Annotated in this window: 20 protein-coding genes; 13 read left to right on the plus strand and 7 right to left on the minus strand. The window is 68.4% G+C overall.

From position 1 onward, the window contains the following. Positions 1 to 9: 9 nt before the first annotated feature. The 7 genes from AQ619_RS01285 to AQ619_RS01315 all read left to right on the plus strand — a co-directional run bounded on the left by AQ619_RS01285 (position 10) and on the right by AQ619_RS01315 (position 6999). Positions 10 to 885, plus strand: coding sequence for a cytochrome c oxidase subunit 3 (locus tag AQ619_RS01285; RefSeq protein WP_062143137.1), 876 nt, complete (start codon positions 10 to 12; stop codon positions 883 to 885). Positions 886 to 954: 69 nt separating this feature from the next. Continuing rightward, on the plus strand, positions 955 to 1317 hold the full coding sequence (locus AQ619_RS01290; protein WP_062143140.1) for a DUF983 domain-containing protein: 363 nt from the start codon (positions 955 to 957) through the stop codon (positions 1315 to 1317). Next, positions 1310 to 2002, plus strand: a complete 693-nt coding sequence (locus AQ619_RS01295) for an SURF1 family protein (RefSeq protein ID WP_062143143.1) — start codon at positions 1310 to 1312, stop codon at positions 2000 to 2002. Before AQ619_RS01290 ends, AQ619_RS01295 begins: the two co-directional genes overlap by 8 nt. Next, positions 2002 to 3402, plus strand: coding sequence for a threonine synthase (gene thrC / locus AQ619_RS01300; protein WP_062143146.1), 1401 nt, complete (start codon positions 2002 to 2004; stop codon positions 3400 to 3402). Before AQ619_RS01295 ends, thrC begins: the two co-directional genes overlap by 1 nt. After that, positions 3399 to 4670 (plus strand): M16 family metallopeptidase, encoded by a 1272-nt coding sequence (locus tag AQ619_RS01305; protein ID WP_062143149.1) that lies wholly within the window; start codon positions 3399 to 3401, stop codon positions 4668 to 4670. The genes thrC and AQ619_RS01305 overlap by 4 nt, the downstream gene beginning before the upstream one ends. A gap of 38 nt (positions 4671 to 4708) precedes the next feature. After that, positions 4709 to 5287 carry a GNAT family N-acetyltransferase gene (locus tag AQ619_RS01310; RefSeq protein WP_062143152.1) on the plus strand — a complete coding sequence of 193 codons (579 nt, stop codon included), beginning with the start codon at positions 4709 to 4711 and terminating at the stop codon, positions 5285 to 5287. Between the two features lie 44 nt (positions 5288 to 5331). Beyond that, a complete protein-coding gene (locus AQ619_RS01315) occupies positions 5332 to 6999 on the plus strand; it encodes a putative bifunctional diguanylate cyclase/phosphodiesterase (protein WP_062143155.1) in 1668 nt (555 codons plus the stop codon). A 126-nt stretch (positions 7000 to 7125) separates the two neighbouring features. Here AQ619_RS01315 and AQ619_RS01320 read toward each other — a convergent pair whose 3' ends face one another. Beyond that, complete coding sequence (locus tag AQ619_RS01320) at positions 7126 to 7710, minus strand: YqgE/AlgH family protein (protein ID WP_062143158.1); 585 nt, start codon at positions 7708 to 7710, stop codon at positions 7126 to 7128. A gap of 111 nt (positions 7711 to 7821) precedes the next feature. Between AQ619_RS01320 and AQ619_RS01325 the strand changes: the two genes are divergently transcribed. Next, entirely contained in the window at positions 7822 to 8304 is a 483-nt protein-coding gene (locus AQ619_RS01325) for a peroxiredoxin (RefSeq protein ID WP_062143161.1), read from the plus strand. A gap of 124 nt (positions 8305 to 8428) precedes the next feature. Here AQ619_RS01325 and AQ619_RS01330 read toward each other — a convergent pair whose 3' ends face one another. Beyond that, positions 8429 to 10210: an acyl-CoA dehydrogenase family protein gene (locus AQ619_RS01330; protein ID WP_062143164.1), complete on the minus strand. Its 1782-nt coding sequence runs from the start codon at positions 10208 to 10210 to the stop codon at positions 8429 to 8431. A 180-nt stretch (positions 10211 to 10390) separates the two neighbouring features. On the opposite strand from AQ619_RS01330, the gene AQ619_RS01335 reads away from it, so the two are divergent. Genes AQ619_RS01335 through AQ619_RS01350 form a run of 4 tightly spaced genes read left to right on the plus strand, consistent with a single transcriptional unit; the run spans position 10391 to position 13583 of the window. Continuing rightward, the gene (locus tag AQ619_RS01335; protein WP_062143167.1) at positions 10391 to 11023 is read left to right on the plus strand and encodes a YceI family protein; all 633 of its coding nucleotides are present in this window, start codon (positions 10391 to 10393) and stop codon (positions 11021 to 11023) included. A 28-nt stretch (positions 11024 to 11051) separates the two neighbouring features. Further along, entirely contained in the window at positions 11052 to 12335 is a 1284-nt protein-coding gene (locus AQ619_RS01340; protein WP_062143170.1) for a YceI family protein, read from the plus strand. Then, positions 12266 to 13261 (plus strand): L-threonylcarbamoyladenylate synthase, encoded by a 996-nt coding sequence (locus tag AQ619_RS01345; protein WP_062143174.1) that lies wholly within the window; start codon positions 12266 to 12268, stop codon positions 13259 to 13261. Before AQ619_RS01340 ends, AQ619_RS01345 begins: the two co-directional genes overlap by 70 nt. A 4-nt stretch (positions 13262 to 13265) precedes the next feature. After that, positions 13266 to 13583 (plus strand): hypothetical protein, encoded by a 318-nt coding sequence (locus AQ619_RS01350; RefSeq protein ID WP_062143177.1) that lies wholly within the window; start codon positions 13266 to 13268, stop codon positions 13581 to 13583. Here the strand turns inward: AQ619_RS01350 and AQ619_RS01355 are convergent. Then, positions 13580 to 13975, minus strand: coding sequence for a type II toxin-antitoxin system VapC family toxin (locus AQ619_RS01355; protein ID WP_062143180.1), 396 nt, complete (start codon positions 13973 to 13975; stop codon positions 13580 to 13582). The genes AQ619_RS01350 and AQ619_RS01355 overlap by 4 nt on opposite strands. Then, positions 13972 to 14256, minus strand: coding sequence for a type II toxin-antitoxin system VapB family antitoxin (locus AQ619_RS01360; RefSeq protein ID WP_166504110.1), 285 nt, complete (start codon positions 14254 to 14256; stop codon positions 13972 to 13974). The genes AQ619_RS01355 and AQ619_RS01360 overlap by 4 nt, the downstream gene beginning before the upstream one ends. Before the next feature lie 67 nt (positions 14257 to 14323). On the opposite strand from AQ619_RS01360, the gene AQ619_RS01365 reads away from it, so the two are divergent. Next, positions 14324 to 15733 carry an FAD-binding oxidoreductase gene (locus tag AQ619_RS01365; RefSeq protein ID WP_062143186.1) on the plus strand — a complete coding sequence of 470 codons (1410 nt, stop codon included), beginning with the start codon at positions 14324 to 14326 and terminating at the stop codon, positions 15731 to 15733. Here the strand turns inward: AQ619_RS01365 and AQ619_RS01370 are convergent. From AQ619_RS01370 to AQ619_RS01380, 3 genes are read right to left on the minus strand one after another with little or no spacing between them, the layout of a single operon-like run. Next, positions 15708 to 16013, minus strand: coding sequence for a hypothetical protein (locus tag AQ619_RS01370; protein WP_062143190.1), 306 nt, complete (start codon positions 16011 to 16013; stop codon positions 15708 to 15710). The genes AQ619_RS01365 and AQ619_RS01370 overlap by 26 nt on opposite strands. Further along, positions 16010 to 16312: a transcriptional regulator gene (locus AQ619_RS01375; protein ID WP_062143192.1), complete on the minus strand. Its 303-nt coding sequence runs from the start codon at positions 16310 to 16312 to the stop codon at positions 16010 to 16012. The genes AQ619_RS01370 and AQ619_RS01375 overlap by 4 nt, the downstream gene beginning before the upstream one ends. Then, positions 16309 to 16758 carry a hypothetical protein gene (locus AQ619_RS01380; protein WP_062151144.1) on the minus strand — a complete coding sequence of 150 codons (450 nt, stop codon included), beginning with the start codon at positions 16756 to 16758 and terminating at the stop codon, positions 16309 to 16311. Before AQ619_RS01380 ends, AQ619_RS01375 begins: the two co-directional genes overlap by 4 nt. Between the last annotated feature and the right edge of the window lie 901 nt (positions 16759 to 17659).

Below are 17659 nucleotides of genomic sequence, written 5' to 3' on the forward strand. Positions count from 1 at the left end.
AGCACCACCATGGCCCACGGCGCCGTCAAACACGACTACCACATCCTGCCACCCAGCCCGTGGCCCCTCGTGGGCTCGGTCGCCGCCACCGTCATGGCTCTCGGCCTGATCGGCTGGCTCAAGGGCGGCGTGCTCGGCATCGAAAAGGGCAACTGGGCGATCTTCGCCGCAGGCTTTGCCGGCATCCTCTACACCTTCTTCGGCTGGTGGTCGGATGTCGCCAAGGAAGCCAAGGCCGGCGATCACACCCCGGTCGTCTCGATCGGCCTCCGCTATGGCATGATCCTGTTCATCGCTTCGGAAGTGATGTTCTTCGTCGCCTGGTTCTGGATGTTCTTCGAGATGGCGCTCTTCCACGAGCACCGCACCCTCTCGTCCATCGAGGAAGTCCGCACCGCCTGGGCCGCCTGGCCGCCCGCCGGTGTCGAGACCGTCTCGCCCTGGCACCTGCCGCTGATCAACACCCTGACCCTGCTGCTGTCGGGCACGACCGTCACCTGGGCCCACCACGCCCTGCAGGTCGGCGACCGCAAGGGGGCCAAGTGGGGCCTGATCCTGACCATCCTGCTGGGGGCCCTGTTCACGGCCATCCAGGTCTATGAATATGCCCACATCAACCACGAGCAGCTGTTCTATTCGGAAGCGGCCGTGAACTCGGGCCTGTACGGCTCCACCTTCTTCCTGGCCACCGGCTTCCACGGTTTCCACGTGTTCGTCGGCACCCTGTTCCTGCTGGTCTGCCTGATCCGCCTGATGAACGGTGCCTTCACGCCCAAGCAGCACTTCGGCTTCGAAGCCGCCGCCTGGTACTGGCACTTCGTTGACGTGGTCTGGCTGTTCCTGTTTGCCTTCATCTACGTGATCTTCGGCGCCTCGGCGCACTAGGTCACACGCTTCGAGGGGGCCCGGAACGCCAGACGGTGTTCCGGGCCTTTTTCATTTCCGGGAGGCCGCATGGCCCAAGTGAACCCCTATCTCGCCGGCGCGACCGGGCACTGTCCCAAATGCGGCGAGGGCTTCCTGTTCGAGGGCTTCCTGAAGATCGCCCCGGCCTGCGAGGCCTGCGGTTTCGAGCTGAGCCGCCACGAGACCGGCGACGGGGCCTCGACCTTCATCATCCTGATCGGCGGCGGTGTCGGGGCCTTCGGGGCGCTGTTTTCGATGTTCGCCTGGCACTGGCCGATCTGGCTGCTGCTGCTGGTCTGGCTGCCGGTGACCCTGGGCCTCAGCCTGGGCCTGATGCGACCGGCCAAGGGCCTGATGGTCGCCGCCCAGGTCGCCAACAAGGCCTCTGAAGCGGGCCGTCGCGATGTCTGAGGTCCCTGCCGCTGCGAAGAAGGCCGGCTTTCCGTTCGGCCTGACGATCGCCGTTGCGATCAGCTTTGTCATTCTCTGCGGCCTCGGCGGCTGGCAGATCCAGCGCATGGCCTGGAAGGAAGACCTGCTGGCGCGGATCGAGACCCTGAAGACGGCCTCGCCGACCCCGATCGGACCCGTCCTGGCCGAAGCGGCCCGCGGCGGCAATGTGGCCTGGACGCGGGTCCAGGTCGACTGCCGCCCCCTGAACCTGCCGGCCCTGCCCCTGGCCTATGGCGTCCGCGATGGCGACATGGTCTGGCGGGCCCAGGCCCTCTGCGGCCTGACGGGCGGGCCCTATGACCTGATCCTGATCGACCGCGGCGTCGTCCCCGCCCTGACCGGCCAGGTCAAGGCCCCGGAGCGCCGTTTCGGCGAGCCTGGCCAGGTAACGGGCATCCTGATCCCCCTGGCCCAGCTGGGCGGCGATCGGGCCCGGGCCGTGACCGGCCTGGCCGGTCAGAAGCCGGCCCCCCTGGCCCTGATGGCCGAGCGCGAAACCCCGGCTCCGGCCGACATTGTGCCGGCCCCGCTGCCGGCAGAAATTTCCAATCGGCACCTCGAATACGCCCTGACGTGGTTCGGTCTTGCCGTAACCCTGCTCTTTATCTATGCCGCCATGCTCTGGCGGAGACTGAGACCCTGATGCGCTACGTTTCGACCCGCGGCGAGGCCGCGCCGATCGGATTCCTCGATGCCGTGCTGGCGGGCCTGGCCCCGGACGGCGGCCTCTATGTCCCGTCAGAGTGGCCGAGCTTCACCAAGGCCGAGATCGCCGCCTTCGCCGGCCAGCCCTATGCCAAGGTCGCCGCGGCCGTGATGGGCAAGTTCGTCGGCAATGACATCCCCGCCGAGATTCTCGCCGAGATGTGCGAGGAGGCCTATGCCACCTTTGCCCACAGCGCCGTTACGCCCGTGAAGCAGCTAGGCCCCAACCGCTTCCTGCTGGAGCTGTTCCACGGTCCGACCCTGGCTTTCAAAGATGTTGCGATGCAGCTCTTGGGGCGGCTGTACGACTATGTGCTGGAGCGCCAGTCGCGCAAAATGACCATCATCTGCGCCACCTCGGGTGACACCGGAGGCGCGGCCGTCGAGGCCTTCCGGGGTCGCAAGAACGCCCGCATCGTTGCCCTGTTCCCCGAGGGCCGGATCAGCGAGGTCCAGCGCCGGTTCATGACAACGGCCACCGACGACAACGTGGCCTGCGTCTCGATCCTCGGCTCGTTCGACGACTGCCAGGCCATCGTCAAGCAGGCCTTCCAGGACGACCAGTTCCGCCACGCGGTCGACCTGTCGGGCGTCAACTCGATCAACTGGGCCCGGATCGCGGCCCAGAGCGTCTATTATTTCACCGCCGCCGTGGCCCTGGGCGGACCGGAACGGCCGGTGGCCTTTGTGGTGCCGACCGGCAATTTCGGCGACGCCTATGCCGCCTTCGTGGCCAGCAAGCTCGGTTTGCCGATCGCCCAGATCACCTGCGCGACCAATTCCAACGACATCCTGGCCCGAACCTTCGAGGAGGGCCGTTATGCCCGGGGCGCGGTAACCGCCACCCAGAGCCCGGCCATGGACATCCAGGTCGCCTCCAATTTCGAGCGCCTCTATTTCGAGGCCGTGCGCCGTGACGGGGTCGAGACCGGCCGCGCCTTCCGCGGCTTTGGCGACAGTGGCCTGATCGACATCCCGCCCAGCGCCTTTGCCCTGATGCGCGAGCTGTTCCGTGGCGCGGCGGTCAGCGAGGCCGACACCGCCAAGACCATGCTCTCGACCCTCAATGAGACCGGCGAGGTCATCGATCCTCATACCGCCGTGGGCGTGGCGGCAGCGGCCCGCGTCCAGCTGACCGACCCGACCATCCCGGTGGTGGTGCTGTCCACCGCCCATCCGGCCAAGTTCCCCGAGGCCGTGGCCGCCGCCTGCGGCCTGACCCCGGCCACGCCGCGGGCCACGCCGGACCTGTCGCAGAAGCCCGAACGCTTCGAGCGCCTGCCGGCCAGCGGCGAAACGGTAAAGGCCTTCGTGCGCACCTTCGCGGCCACGACGTGAGCGCTGTCCTCAAGACGCTGGCCAACGGCGTCCGGGTTGTCTGCGACCCGATGCCGGGGCTCGAAACCCTCGCCCTGACCGTGGTCGCCGGACGGGGCGCGGCCAATGAGGATCCGGCCCGGTCGGGCTGGGCCCACCTGCTGGAGCACATGGTCTTCAAGGGGGCCGGGTCGCGCAGCTCGCGCGACATCGTCGAGGTCATCGAAAGCCAGGGCGGCTCGATCAATGCCGCCACGGGCTATGAGCGCACCAGCTTCCAGGTCCGGGCCCTGAAGGGCGGGCTGGACCTGGGCATGGATGTCATTGCCGACCTGCTGCTGCGCCCCACCCTCGACGAGGCCGATCTGGTCCGCGAGAAGCAGGTGGTGGCCCAGGAGATCGCCGAGGCCGCCGATGCGCCTGACGACTATGTCTTTGACCTGATCCAGACCGCCGCCTGGGGCGAGCATCCGGTGGGCCGGCCGATTCTCGGCTCGGTCGAGACGGTCAATGCCGCCACCAATGCTGCCCTGTCCGTCTGGCGGGGCGCGCTCTATGCCCCCGACCGGCTGGTGATCAGCGCCACCGGTGCGGTGGACGAGGCCCAGCTGATGGCCGCCGCCGAGCGCGCCTTTGGCGGCGTGCCCGTCGGCGAGTGCCTGGCCGAACCTGTCGCTGCGCCCTTCATCGGCGGCCATGCCGGCGAGGTGCGCAAGCTCGAGCAATCGCATCTGGTGTTCATGCTGCCGGCCTGCGGCGCGCGGGAGCAGGACTATTTCGCCCTGCGGATCTTTGCCGAGTGCCTGGGCGGCGGGATGTCCTCGCGCCTGTTCCAGGAAGCCCGCGAGAAGCGCGGTCTGGCCTACAACATCGACGCCTATTCCGACACCTATGCCGACCACGGGGCCCTGGGCATCTATGCCGGCTGCGCAGCCAAGGATGCGGTCGAGACCGCAAAAGTCTGTGCCGAGCAACTGGTCGCCCTGGCCCGCCACATCGAGCCGGCCGAACTGGCCCGGGCCAAGGCCCAACTCAAGGCGCACATGTTCATGGCCCGCGAGCAGCCCCTGTCTCGGGCCGAGCAGGCCGCCGGCCAGGTGCTGCTGTTTGACCGTCTCTATCCGCCGGCCGAGCTGGCCCATGAGGTCGATGCCGTGACCCCGGCCGACATCGTGCGCCTGGGCGAGCGCCTGCTGGGCTCGCGACGTTGCGCCACGGCCATACTCGGGGCCAAGTCGGCCCTTAAGGCCGGTCCCGCCTTCGAGGCGGCCCTGTTCGCGGCGGCCTGATCGCACCCTCGCCCCGCCCGGAGACTGCTGGAGTGCCCGTGCCGACCCTACTGCAGCTGTTTCGCAGCCGGCCTGGCCTGAAGCTCCAGGGTAATGGTGTCTATCTGCGTCCACCGCGCCTGTCCGACCATCGGGACTGGGCTGACCTGAGGCGACGCTCGCGCAGCTTCCTTGAGCCCTGGGAGCCGACCTGGCAGGAGGGCGACCTGGGACGCAGCGCTTTCCGCGCCCGCCTCGGGGCCTATGCCCGAGAGCTTGAGACCGGCGAGGCCTGGCCGTTCTTCGTGTTCCGCAAGAGCGACGACGCCCTGATCGGGGCAGTGCGGCTGTTCCATGTCCGGCGAGGGGTCTCGCTGAGCGGCACGATCGGCTACTGGCTGGGCCAGCCCTATGTTCGGCAAGGCCATATGAGCGACGCGGTTTCCGCCGTCGTTCGCTTCGCCTTCGATGGCCTGGGCCTTCATCGCCTCGAGGCCGCCTGCATGCCGGAAAACACCCCTTCGGCCGCTCTTCTGCTCAAATGCGGTTTTTCCGAAGAAGGTTACGCCCCGGCTTATTTGAAAATTAACGGCGAGTGGCGAGATCATCGTCTGTTCGGACTGGTCGCGCGATCCTAGCGCGCGGTCCGTGCAAAAACGCCGATGTGGCGTTGGGATCGGGTATGTCGTTTCGGGCTACGGACCGCAGGATCTGGGACACGACCGCCACGCTGGAAGCGTTGGGTGCGGCCGATGTGGCCCTGTGGGTCTGGGAGCCCGAGGCCGACCGCCTGAGGATCAATGGCGCGGCCCGCGCCCTTGGCCTCGGCCCCCTGGCCCCGGAATGCTCCTCGGCTGCCTTCCGCGCCCTGGCCCTGCCGCAGGATCGCGCCCAGGCCGAGGACGTCCTGAAGGTCCGCGAGCCGGGCTCGGAAGTCATGGCCCGTCTGCGCCTGCGCGGGTCCGAGACCTGCATCTGGCGGGGCGTCTGGCTGGAGGAGGGGGTCCGCGCTGCCGGCGTCGTCGCTCCCGAAGTGAAATTCGCCGCCTCGGGCCGCTGTGACCTGACCGGCCTGCTGGATCGCCGCAGCTTCATCGCCCGCGCCCGCGAACGTCTGCGCCATGAGGGTGTGCATGAACTGGTGGTCGCCGATGTCGATCGCCTGCGCCGCCTGAACGAGGCCCTGGGCCACGAACGCGCCGATCTGGTGCTGGCCGCCCTCGGCTCGCGCCTGGCCGCCGCCTTTCCGACCGGCTCGATCCTGGGCCGGATCGGCGAGGACGAGTTTGCCGTGCTGTGCGAGCCGCGGGGCTTCGAGCCCGCCGAGCTGCTGCGCAATGCCCTGGAACAGCCGCTGCGGGTCGCCGGCTTTGATATCCACCCGACCCTGTCGATCGGGGCCGTCAATGCCGAGGGCGGCGAGGATGCGCCCGAGGCGACCGAACTTCTGCGTCGGGCCGAACTGGCCGTCGAGGCCGCCTCGGCCGCCGGTCGCGGCGGGGCCGCCGCCTATGGCCGGTCGATGGAAACCGACGGCCTGTCGCGTCTGGCGCTCGAGGCCGATCTGCGCGGAGCCATAGCTCGCGGCGAGATCACCCCCTATTTCCAGCCGGTCGTACGCCTGTCGACCGGGGCCCTGTCGGGCTTCGAAGCCCTGGCCCGCTGGCTGCACCCGCGCCGGGGCATGCTGCCGCCCGACGAGTTCCTCCCGCTGATCGAGGAAATGGGCCTGATGAGCGAGCTGGGCGAGCACATGATGCGCACCGCCGGCGCGCAGCTGGCCGCCTGGCGTCGCAGCCATCCGGCCGTCGGGGCCCTCACCGTCAGCGTCAACCTGTCGACTGGCGAGATCGACCGTCCCGGCCTGGTCCATGACGTGGCCCAGGTGCTGAAGATCAACAACCTGCCGCGCGGGGCCCTGAAGCTCGAGGTCACCGAAAGCGACATCATGCGCGATCCGGAACGGGCTGCCGTGATCCTCAAGACCCTGCGCGACGCCGGCGCCGGCCTGGCCCTGGATGACTTCGGCACCGGCTTCTCGTCGCTGCAATATCTGACGCGCCTGCCGTTCGACACCCTGAAGATCGACCGCTATTTCGTCCGCACCATGGGCGGCAATCCGGGTTCGGCCAAGATCGTCCGCTCGGTGGTCAAGCTGGGCCAGGACCTGGATCTGGAAGTGGTGGCCGAAGGCGTCGAGAACGCCGAAATGGCCGCCGCCCTGCAGGCGCTGGGCTGCGACTACGGCCAGGGCTTCGGCTACGCCCCGGCCCTGTCGCCGCAGGAGGCCGAGGTCTATCTGAACGAGGCCTATGTCGATGGCGCGGCGCCGGTGAAGGCGCGGGGCTGATCGGCGAATACTGGCCCCCTCCGGGCCTTCGGCCCTCCTCCCCCGTAGGGGGAAGATGAGGTCATCCGCCCCCTACGGGGGCGGACGGTCGTGAAGCGACCCGGTGGGGGCAAGTCGACAGAGCCCCTAAGCCCGGCCCGCCTGGCTCGACAGGTGATCGGCCGAGATCCCCAGCTTGGCCAGGGCCCGCGTCCATTTGTGGGCGTGGTCGTCGTCGAACAGCAGCTCCTCGTCGGCGTCGCAGACCAGCCAGATGTTGTCGCGCACCTCCTGCTCCAGCTGGCCGGGGCCCCAGCCGGCATAGCCCAGGGCCAGGATCGCCCGCCGCGGCTGGCGCTCATGGCTGCCCAGGGCGTCGAGGACGTCGCGGGTGGCGGTCAGGGCCAGGCCATCGTGCAGGGCCAGGGTCGAATCGGGCGAGTTGAAATCGTCGGTGTGCAGGACAAAGCCCCGCTCCAGCTCCACCGGCCCGCCCATCAGGACGAGATGGCCCGGAGTCCTGATCTCGGACCGGACCCCCAGCTTGTCGAGCAGTTCAAACACCGTCAGGCCCTCGACCGGGCGATTGACGGTGATGGCCATCGCCTGGTCTTCGTCATGGGCGCACATATAGAGGACGGCGCGCTCGAAGCGCTCATCCTCAATGCCCGGCATGGCCACCAGCAGCCGGCCGGTCAGGAAGTCCGCCTCGTCAGGGGTGTCGCGGTTCATGGCCTCAGGATCGTGACAGAACGCGACGGTTTCAAGTCGAACCTTTGGCTTGGCGCGTTGTCTTCCGACCTATATTCGAATTCCCACCCCCAAAAGGACAGGACCAGACCCATGACGATCAAGGTTGGCGACACGCTTCCCGCGGCGACTTTCATGACCAGCACGGCCGAAGGGCCTGCACCGGTCACCACCGATGACCTGTTCAAGGGCAAGACCGTCGCCCTGTTTGCCGTTCCCGGCGCCTTTACCCCGACCTGTTCGGCCAAGCACCTGCCGGGCTTCAAGGAGCACGCGGCCGAGTTCAAGGCCAAGGGCGTCGACACCATCGCCTGCGTCTCGGTCAACGACCTGTTCGTGATGAAGGCCTGGGGCAAGGACCAGGGCATCGACGGCGAAGTGCTGCTGCTGGCTGACGGCAATGGCGACTTCACCCGCGCCGTGGGCCTCGACTTCGACGGCTCCAAGTTCGGCATGGGCTCGCGCTCGCAGCGCTATTCCCTGATCGCCAAGGACGGCGTCGTCACCGCGCTGAACGTCGAGGAAGGCGGAGAGTTCAAGGTCTCGTCGGCCGACTACATGCTGGGTCAGCTCTAATTCTTTAGCCACTCGCCCCCTCCTGGCCGCTGCGCAGCCGTCCTCCCCCGCAGGGGGAAGACGGGATCATCTTCCCCCTACGGGGGAGGGGAGCGCCGCAGGCGCGGAGGGGGCCAGTCTTCGCCTACGCCCCCAGCATCTCCGGCGTCGTCGCGGCCAGATCCGCCGCGCCCAGGGTGACACCCGCAGCCTGGCCCGGGACCTGGGCCAGGACCGTTTCGGCATAGATCCGCGCCAGGGCCAGTTTGGTTCCCAGCCAGCCGGCATCGCCCTCGCCCGCCGCGATCGCGGCCGAAGCGGCCAGGGCCCCCTTGGCCAGCATCCAGCCGCCGACCACATCGCCCAGCAGTTTCAGATAGGCGGTCGCCCCGCTGAGAGCATCGGGCATGGCCCGCGCCCGGCGCTCGATCAGCCAGGCCGTGGCGGCGCTGGCGGCGTCCAGGGCGGTCTCCAGGCGTCTGGCCAGGGTGCCGAAGGCCGGATCGCCCGCCGCATTGAGGGCGTCGATCGTGTCGCGCATGTCGTCCATCAGGTCGCCGATCGCCTGGCCCTCGCCGAGGCTCAGCTTGCGGCCGACCAGATCGATGGCCTGGATGCCGTTGGTGCCCTCATAGATCGGGGCGATCCGGGCGTCGCGATAGTGCTGGGCCGCGCCGGTTTCCTCGATGAATCCCATGCCGCCGTGGATCTGCACCCCCTGGGATGCGACCTCGACCCCGATGTCGGTCGACCAGGCCTTGGCGATGGGGGTCAGGAGTTCCTCGCGCAGGCGGGCGGCCGAGCGGTCGGCCTCGGTCGCGCCATGGCTGGCCAGGTCGGCGGCGACGGCGGTCGACAGGCAGATGCCACGGGCGGCCTCGATCCTGGCCTTCATCAGCATCAGGGTCCGGCGCACGTCCGGATGGTCGAACAGTCGGGCCGAGGCCTCGCCGGTCCAGGCCGAACGGCCCTGGCGGCGCTCGAGCGAGAAGGCGAGGGCCTGCTGATAGGCGCGCTCGGCAATGGCCACGCCCTGGGTGCCGACCTGCAGGCGGGCGGCGTTCATCATCGTGAACATGTGGGCCAGGCCCGAGCCCAGCTGGCCGACCAGCTCGGCCTTCGCGCCCTCGAACAGCATCACGCAGGTGGGCGAGCCGTGAATGCCCAGCTTGTGCTCCAGCCCGCCGGCCCGCAGGGCGTTGGCCGCGCCCAGGGTGCCGTCAGCCTCGACCAGGACCTTCGGGGCCAGGAACAGGGAGATACCCTTGACGCCGGGCGGGGCATCGGGCGTGCGGGCCAGGACCAGATGGACGATATTGTCGGCGACGTCGTGATCGCCCCAGGTGATGTAGATCTTCTGGCCGGTGATCGACCAGCCGCCGTCGCCGTCCGGCGTGGCCAGGGTGGTGATCGTGCCGAGGTCCGAGCCCGACTGCGGTTCGGTCAGGTTCATGGTGCCGGTCCACTCGCCCGAGACCAGGCGGGGCAGGTAGAGGGCCCTCTGGTGGTCGGAGCCGTGATGGGCCAGGGCCTCGATGGCTCCCAGGGTCAGCATCGGGCACAGGCCGAAGGCCATGTTGGCGGCATGGACCATCTCGAAGACGCCGATTTCCAGGCTCTTGGGCAGGCCCTGGCCGCCATGGTCGGGATCGGCCGCCAGGCTGTTCCAGCCGCCTTCGGCGAACTGACGATAGGCCTGGCCAAAGCCCGGGGCGGCGCGGACCACGCCGTTTTCCAGGGTCGCCCCGACCAGGTCGCCCTGGCGGTTCAGGGGGGCCAGGATGTCGCCGGCCAGGGCCCCGGCCCCTTCAAGCACCGCCTCGACCGTGTCGGAATCCGCGTCCGGAAAGGCTCCGGCCAGGCGCTCGAAGCCGGCCGCGTGCCGCAGGGAGAAGGCGATGTCGCGAACGGGCGCTCGGAAAGTCATGGGGGCGGGGCTCCGGAGGATCGGTGTTCTGTTTAGGCGCGTGACGCCGTAGCGCCAAGTCGGCGAGGAGTCATGTCCTCGCCTCACGACTTCGTGATCTCTCGGCCCTTTTTCGCGCCCAAGGGGTTCCTACCTAGGCCTAACCGTAACCGCTTCGATGACAGTTTGGAGATCTAACCGATGATCCGTCCCTTCGCCTATGCCGCGCTCGCCGCCGCCCTGCTTTCGGCTCCCGCCGCCATGGCCGCACCGGGCGTGACCTCGACCAAGCCCGCTGATCTGCCGGCCGGCGAATACAGCCTCGACAAGACCCATGCGGTGCTGACCGCCAAGCTCAAGCACATGGGCTTCTCCAACTACACCCTGCGCTTCACCCGCCTCGATGCCAGCTTCACCTATGATCCCAAGGCCCCGGAAGCCTCGAAGATCAATGTCACGGTCGACCCGGCCTCGATCGACACCTCGACCGGTGCCGACGCCTTCGGCCTGAAGTTCAACAAGGAACTGGCTGGCGACGGCTGGCTGGAAACCGCCAAATATCCGACCATCACCTTCGTCTCGACCAAGGTCGATGTGGGCAACGGCCAGACGGGCAAGGTCACCGGCGACCTGACCTTCCACGGCGTCACCAAGCCGGTGGTGCTGGATGTCACCTTCAACGGTGTCGGCGGCAGCTTCATGCCTGGCAGCGTCAAGACCGGCTTCTCGGCCTCGACCACGATCAAGCGTTCGGAATTCGGCGTTTCCAAGTATGTTCCGCTGGTCGGCGACGACGTGACGCTGAACATCGAAGTCGAGTTCAACAAGAAGTAAGACCGTCAATTCGGATCCGGAGACCCTGATGGCCGCGACACGCACGCGCTACACGACGGTGGCGATCGTTCTTCACTGGCTGATCGCCGCGGCCATCATCTTCCAGATCATTCTCGGCTGGAGGGCGGGGGACGGTCCCAAGGGACCGACGACCTTCGCCCTCTTCCAGCTGCACAAGTCGATCGGCATCACCATCCTGCTGCTCAGCCTGGCGCGGCTGGGCTGGCGGCTGTTCAATCCGCCGCCGCCCGCGCCCGTGGGGCAGCCGAACTGGGAAAAGACCGCCTCGCACCTCGTGCATATCGGCTTCTACGTGATCATGATCGGCCTGCCTCTGACGGGCTGGATCCTGGTTTCGGCCAGCAAGATCAACATCCCGACCCTGCTGTTCGGGACCATTCCCTGGCCGCATCTGCCGCTGATCCCCGATCTGGCACCGGCGGCCAAGCATGTCTGGCACCAGATCGGCCTGATCGGCCACGAGGTGATGGTCAAGCTCACCTATCTGCTGCTGCTTCTGCACCTGGGCGCGGTGGCCAAGCACCAGGTGCTCGATAAGGACGCGGTGTTCGGCAACATGGCACCGGGGGCGATGCCGGGCCTGAAGGAGCCGCGCGCCTGGCTGGCCGCCGCCGGTCTCGCGGCGGTGATCGCCGCCGGCTATCTCTACATGCCCGGCGTCAAGCCTGCCGCCCAGCCGGCCGTGGCCGCGGAGCCCGCGCTGGTTACTGCCCCCGTCCCGACAGCAGCGGTGGCGACTGCGCCTGACGCCCCGGCCGCCGCTTCGGCAACCGCCCCGGCCCCGGTCCTTAAGGATCCCGTCGCCTGGACGGTGAGCAAGGGATCGACCCTGGGCTTTACGGCCTCCTGGTCCGGCGAGGCGCTGGAGGGCAGCTTCACCCGCTGGACCGCCGACATCCTGTTCTCGCCCGAGGCCCTGGACCGCTCGAAGCTGACGGTCAGCATCGATATGGCCTCGGCCAAGACCGGCGATGACCAGCGCGACGCCAGCCTTCCCGGCGAGGATTTCTTCGCCACGGCCGCCCATCCCAAGGCGGTGTTCAGCGCCAGCAAGTTCCGCAAGACCGGCGAGGGCCGGTTCGTCGCCGATGGGACTCTGGACCTGCGCGGCGTCAAGAAGCCGCTCAGCCTGCCGTTCAGCCTCAAGATCGACGGCGACACGGCCACGGCGCGCGGTGTAACCACCCTCGACCGGACGACGTTCGGGGTCGGACAGGGTGAATGGGCGAGTACGGATCAGATCGCGGCCAAGGTGAAGGTCAGCTTCGCCCTGACGGCCAAGCGGAAATAGGCCCTCAAGCGGCGATAGAGGGGGCCGCGCGCGCCCTCGCGGCCGGTGAGCTCGTGCTGCTGCCGACCGAGACCGTCTATGGCCTGGGTGCCGATGCCGCCAACCCGACCGCCGTGGCGGCGATCTTCGCGGCCAAGGGCCGTCCGCGCTTCAATCCGCTGATCGCCCATGTCGCCGACCTGGAGACGGCCGCCCGTATCGCCATGCTGGATGACCGCGCCCTGGCCCTGGCCCAGGCCTTCTGGCCCGGCCCCCTGACCCTGGTCGCGCCGATCCGGGACACAGAGGCGGTCTGCGACCTGGCCCGGGCGGGGCTCGACACCGTGGCGATCCGCCTGCCGGGACATCCCCTGGCCCGGGCCGTGCTGGCCGCGTTCGGCGGAGCGGTGGTGGCCCCCTCGGCCAATCGCTCGGGCCGGCCCAGTCCCACCACCCATGCCGACGCCGTCTCCGAGACCGGCGAGGCCTGTGCGGTCACCCTCGATGGCGGGCCCTGCGAGGTCGGCCTGGAATCCACCGTCGTCGCCGTGCTCGACGGCCCGCCGCGCCTGCTGCGCCCCGGGGCCGTGACCCGGGCCCAGCTCGAGGCCGTGGTCGGGCCCCTGGCGGAGGCCGCAGACGACGCCAGGCGCTCACCCGGCCGCATGGCCCTGCACTATGCCCCCGATGCCCCGGTGCGGATCGACGCCGCCGGGCCGCAGGCGGGCGAGGCCTTCCTGGCCTTCGGTCCGTGGCCGGACGGGGAGGGCGTGTTCAATCTCAGCCCGACCGGCGATCTCGCCGAGGCCGCGGCCAAGCTGTTCTCTTATCTCCGAGCCGCTGACCGGACCCATCCGGTGGGCATCGCCGTGGCCACCATTCCCGATCAGGGCCTGGGCGAGGCGATCAATGACCGTCTGCGCCGCGCCGCCGGGTTCATAGGATAGACCGATGAAGTTCCGGATCATGTACCTTGAGGACAAGTCGAAGGGGCTGAACGGCCCGGCCCGGATCGGGCGGGTGCGGTCGTCGAAGACCGGCGAGACCCTCTATTATGCCGGCCGCACTTTCGAGGCTTTGCGCAATTCGGGCCTGAAGGCCAATTTCCGCGACCTCGAAACCGGCCAGCCCTTCTGGATCGCCAGGGCCCGCAAGGACGGCGGCGACCGGCTCTACAAGGGCGCGGGCGATCCGGCGGTGATCGATGATGACGTGCGCGAGGAATACTGGGCCAAGATCCGGGGCATCCCCGATCCCGCCGCAGGCTAGTCTAGCGCTGAGCGGACGTCCGTGAGCAGAAAGTCGTCGCCCTTGTACAGCAGGGGTGCGTCCAGCGATTTGGCCAGGGCATAGGCGAAGCAGTCGGCGAGATTGAGCCTGGCCGGGTGGTGGCCCTTGCCGAAGCGAAGATAGGCGTCGAGGGCGACGGCGTCGACGACGGGCTCGGACGCGATCATTACCCGATAGTCGGCAAGCCAGGCGTCGAAACTGTCCCGCGACACGAACACACCTTTCCCCGTCAGGACGATGCCGGCTTCGACATAGTTCATCGGCGAGATCAGGATCTCGGCGGCGGCCTCCATGGCCTGCATGTAGGCGGCCCTGTCTGCCTCGAAGGTGGCGATCGCCACGAGCACCGAGCTATCGACGACAATCCTCACGTTTCAGAGCCGTCGTAGCCGGGGATTTCGTTGAGGTCGTCGAAGTCGGTCTTGGTGATGGGCGGCAGCAAGCCCGCCAGAGCTTCAGGTGTCAGGTATTTGCGGGTGATCGCGTCCATCTCGGCGGCGCTGCGCGGACGATGCGGCCTGGCCTCGCGCCGCTTGGCCGCCAGCCGTTCCCGCACGGCGATCTCGACCGCTGTGGTCAGGCTTTCGCCGGTCAGTTCCGCCAGTTCCCGCACCGCGCGTTCGGCGTCGGGATTCTTGATCAGGATGCCCACGTCTGTCTCCGTATAGACTTCAGTATATACTGACAGGGGCGCCTCATAAAGCGTATCCTCCTGTCCCATGACCAAGCCCGTTCCCGCCGATACCCTGTCCCGCCTGAAAGCCGTGCTCGGCGAGGGCGGGTGGAGCCAGGACCCTGAGCGCCTCGAGCCCAAGCTGCTGGAGTGGCGCGGTCGCTGGCGGGGCGAGACGCCGTTGCTGGTGTTGCCGCGCACCACGGGCGAGGTGGCCGCCGTGGTCGGCATCTGCGCCGCCGACGGGGTGGCGATCACGCCGCAGGGCGGCAATACCGGTCTGGTAGCCGGCCAGATCCCCCAGGGCGAGATCCTGCTCTCGACCGAAAAGCTGCGGGCCGTGCGCGATGTCGACGGGCTGGATGACGTCATGGTGCTGGAGGCCGGGGTGACCCTGTCAGAAGCCCATGCCCGGGCGGCCAGCGTCGGGCGTCGCTTCACGGTCGGGGTGGCCTCGGAGGGCTCCTGCACGATCGGCGGCCTGGTCTCGACCAATGCCGGCGGCACGGCCGTGCTGCGTTACGGCATGATGCGCGAGCAGGTGCTGGGTCTCGAAGCGGTACTGCCCAATGGCGAGATCTGGAACGGCCTCAAGCGGCTGCGCAAGGACAATACCGGCTATGACCTCAAGCAGCTCCTGATCGGGGCCGAGGGCACGCTGGGCGTGGTCACCGCCGCCAGCCTGAAACTGCATCCGCTGCTCGCCTCGCGGGCCGTGGCCATTGTCGGCCTGGGCTCGCCGGAAGACGCCATCCAGCTTCTGGCCCGGGCCAAGGACGAGACCGGCGGGGCCGTCGAGGCCTTCGAGCTGATGGGCCGGCTGGGTTTCGAACTGACCTTGCGCAACGTGCCGGGTCTGCGCGACCCGCTGCCGTCCATCCATCCCTGGTACGTGCTGATCGAGATCGCCAGCGGCGAGCCTGGCGCAGCCGAGGCTGCCCTGGAGCGCCTGCTGGCCAGCGCCCTTGAGCGCGGCCTGATCAGCGACGCCGCCGTGGCCCAGACCCAGACCCAGATGAAGGCGTTCTGGCATATCCGCGAGGGTCACTCGGCCGGCCAGAAGCCGGAAGGCGCGGCCTGGAAACACGATGTCAGCGTGCCGGTCTCCAAGATCCCGGTCTTCATCGCGCGCGCCAATGCCGCTATCGCTGCGGCCTATCCGGGCACGCGGATCGTCGCCTTCGGCCATGTCGGTGACGGCAATGTCCACTATGACGTGATCAAGCCCGCCGGCGGCGATGACGACGCCCATGACGCCCAGCGCGACGCCGGGGCGAGCATCGTCCACGACATCACGGCCGATCTGAACGGCTCGATCAGCGCCGAGCACGGCCTGGGGGCGATGAAGACGATCGAGGCGGTGGGCTACAAGGATCCGGTCGAACTGACCGCCCTGAGGGCGATCCGCTCGGCGCTGGATCCGCAGCGGATCATGAACCCCCGGGTCTTGTTCTAGACCGCCAGGCCAGGGTCAGGGCGACGATCGCCCCGATCGGGATCGTGGCCTTGAGCAGGCCCGCAGCGTGGCCGGGGCCCAGCAGGTTGACGGCCATCGGCACGAAACCCCAGCGTCCGCTCCCGAGGTCCATCCAGAAGGCACCGACCCCGACGAAACAGGCGGCGGCCCAGGCCAGGCGATAGGGCAGGCCGCGGCTGCTGGCGACCACGGCGGCGGCCAGCAGCATGGCGAGGGTCCAGGGGAACTGGGCGAGGAGAGCGAGGGTTTGCGGGGTCATGCCACGCTGCCTTCGGCCCCGGCCATCAGGGCCCGTAGCGCCGCCAGATGCCCCTTCAGGGCCTTGCGGCCCGCGCCGGTCAGGGCCAGCCAGGTTCGGACCCGGCCCTCGGACGGCGTCTTGCGGATCTTCAGATAGCCGGCCTCTTCCAGGGTCTTGATGTGCTTGCTGAGCACCGACTCGCTGACATCCAGGGCCTCGCGGACCGTGGCGAAATCGATGGTGTCGACCCCGGCCAGCATGCAGCACATCTGCAGCCGGTTGGGCGCGTGGATGGCGGGGTCGAGGCCCGCGCTCACAGGCCGCTCTCGTCGCGCAGGTCGCGGCGGAAGGCGGCCTCCCAGACAAAGCCGCCGATGGTGGTGATCACGGCCACGATCGCGCCGCCGATCAGGGGGGCCGAGACCATGCCGGCAGTGCGTTGCAGCCAGAGCGAACCCAGGGCCAGGATCGTGCACGTCGCCGCCAGTCCGATCGCCACGACGCGGGTGCGACCGGCGCGGTAACCATTGACCCAGAGGCCCGTGTGTTTCTTGTAGGCTGCGACCAGCATGACCAGGGCGATGCTGAACAGGGCATAATAGGCCCCCATGAACGGCAGGGCCGCCCCCTGAAGGGCGATCAGGCCGCCGAGCAGCAGGCCCAGAGCCGGATGATACCAGACCGGTGCCACGGCGCGCCGGGCCAGGTCTTCATTGGCGGCGCGAAGTTCGGCCAGCAGGTCAGTGGGGTCAGGGGGCGACATCTCAGGCTCTTTGGTTTCCATAGTGGAAAGTTACCTGTGACTTTCCGGCCTGGCAAGTGACAAGTTTCCGATGTGGAAAGTCTGTGACTTGCCTGCCTCTGTACCGGGACCGTCGCGGTGACGCGGTCGGCGGTGTTTTCCCGGCCGACGCCGCAGGCCCCCTCCTGACCTGCTGCGCAGGTCGTCCTCCCCCCTGCGGGGGGAAGATGAAACGCGCCAACCCCATCTTCCCCCTTCGGGGGAAGACGATCGCGAAGCGATCCGTAGGGGGCAAGTGCGGGGATAGAGACCAATCAATCCCCGGGGCTTTCAGGGAAAAGCTCAACCCGATCAACACCCCGCAAAAACAACCACCGCGCCCGTCCGACGCGCTGAAACCTGCCGCATAATCATCCCACCTCGTCGCGAGGAAAGGGCGCAGGGCCAGCGACCATTGCGGCGGCGGGGGGTGATCGAGCGGGACTGGGCTTCAGGGGGATACTGAAGCGTGTCCGGGGATCTGGTTGCTGGCCAGACCCGCCCGCCGTCGGCGTGGTTGAAGGCAAAAGGGCGTGTCTGGCTGTAAGCCCGTCCTCTTCGATCGCCGGAACGCGCTGGAAACGGCGCGGTCCGGGTCCCGGTAAGGCCTCAACAGGGCCACCTGGCGGGAGGCGGACGGAAAACGGTGACGCGGAGCGGACGGCTTCGTCGAAACGGTATTTTCTATCTCTCATCCGGACGTCGTCCGGACGCTCCGCGACCCTTTCCATCACCCTCGCAGCGAAAGCGCGGGGTCGAGAAGCTGTGTCCGCCAGACTTGCCCCCTACGGGCTGCTGCGCAGCCGTCTTCCCCGCAGGGGGAAGATGAAACGCGCCAACCCCATCTTCCCCCTTCGGGGGAGGACGACCGCCTAGCGGTCAG

It is taken from the genome of Caulobacter henricii (genome assembly GCF_001414055.1).
Taxonomy (GTDB): domain Bacteria; phylum Pseudomonadota; class Alphaproteobacteria; order Caulobacterales; family Caulobacteraceae; genus Caulobacter; species Caulobacter henricii.

Coding starts and splice junctions, on each gene's coding strand:
- thrC (WP_062143146.1), top strand. CDS start 2,002: ATGCGCTACGTTTCGACCCGCGGCGAGGCCGCGCCGATCGGATTCCTC.
- AQ619_RS01315 (WP_062143155.1), top strand. CDS start 5,332: ATGTCGTTTCGGGCTACGGACCGCAGGATCTGGGACACGACCGCCACG.
- AQ619_RS01345 (WP_062143174.1), top strand. CDS start 12,266: ATGGGCGAGTACGGATCAGATCGCGGCCAAGGTGAAGGTCAGCTTCGC.
- AQ619_RS01295 (WP_062143143.1), top strand. CDS start 1,310: ATGTCTGAGGTCCCTGCCGCTGCGAAGAAGGCCGGCTTTCCGTTCGGC.
- AQ619_RS01365 (WP_062143186.1), top strand. CDS start 14,324: ATGACCAAGCCCGTTCCCGCCGATACCCTGTCCCGCCTGAAAGCCGTG.
- AQ619_RS01285 (WP_062143137.1), top strand. CDS start 10: ATGGCCCACGGCGCCGTCAAACACGACTACCACATCCTGCCACCCAGC.
- AQ619_RS01335 (WP_062143167.1), top strand. CDS start 10,391: ATGATCCGTCCCTTCGCCTATGCCGCGCTCGCCGCCGCCCTGCTTTCG.
- AQ619_RS01380 (WP_062151144.1), bottom strand. CDS start 16,758: ATGTCGCCCCCTGACCCCACTGACCTGCTGGCCGAACTTCGCGCCGCC.
- AQ619_RS01290 (WP_062143140.1), top strand. CDS start 955: ATGGCCCAAGTGAACCCCTATCTCGCCGGCGCGACCGGGCACTGTCCC.
- AQ619_RS01325 (WP_062143161.1), top strand. CDS start 7,822: ATGACGATCAAGGTTGGCGACACGCTTCCCGCGGCGACTTTCATGACC.
- AQ619_RS01350 (WP_062143177.1), top strand. CDS start 13,266: ATGAAGTTCCGGATCATGTACCTTGAGGACAAGTCGAAGGGGCTGAAC.
- AQ619_RS01370 (WP_062143190.1), bottom strand. CDS start 16,013: ATGACCCCGCAAACCCTCGCTCTCCTCGCCCAGTTCCCCTGGACCCTC.
- AQ619_RS01340 (WP_062143170.1), top strand. CDS start 11,052: ATGGCCGCGACACGCACGCGCTACACGACGGTGGCGATCGTTCTTCAC.
- AQ619_RS01330 (WP_062143164.1), bottom strand. CDS start 10,210: ATGACTTTCCGAGCGCCCGTTCGCGACATCGCCTTCTCCCTGCGGCAC.
- AQ619_RS01320 (WP_062143158.1), bottom strand. CDS start 7,710: ATGAACCGCGACACCCCTGACGAGGCGGACTTCCTGACCGGCCGGCTG.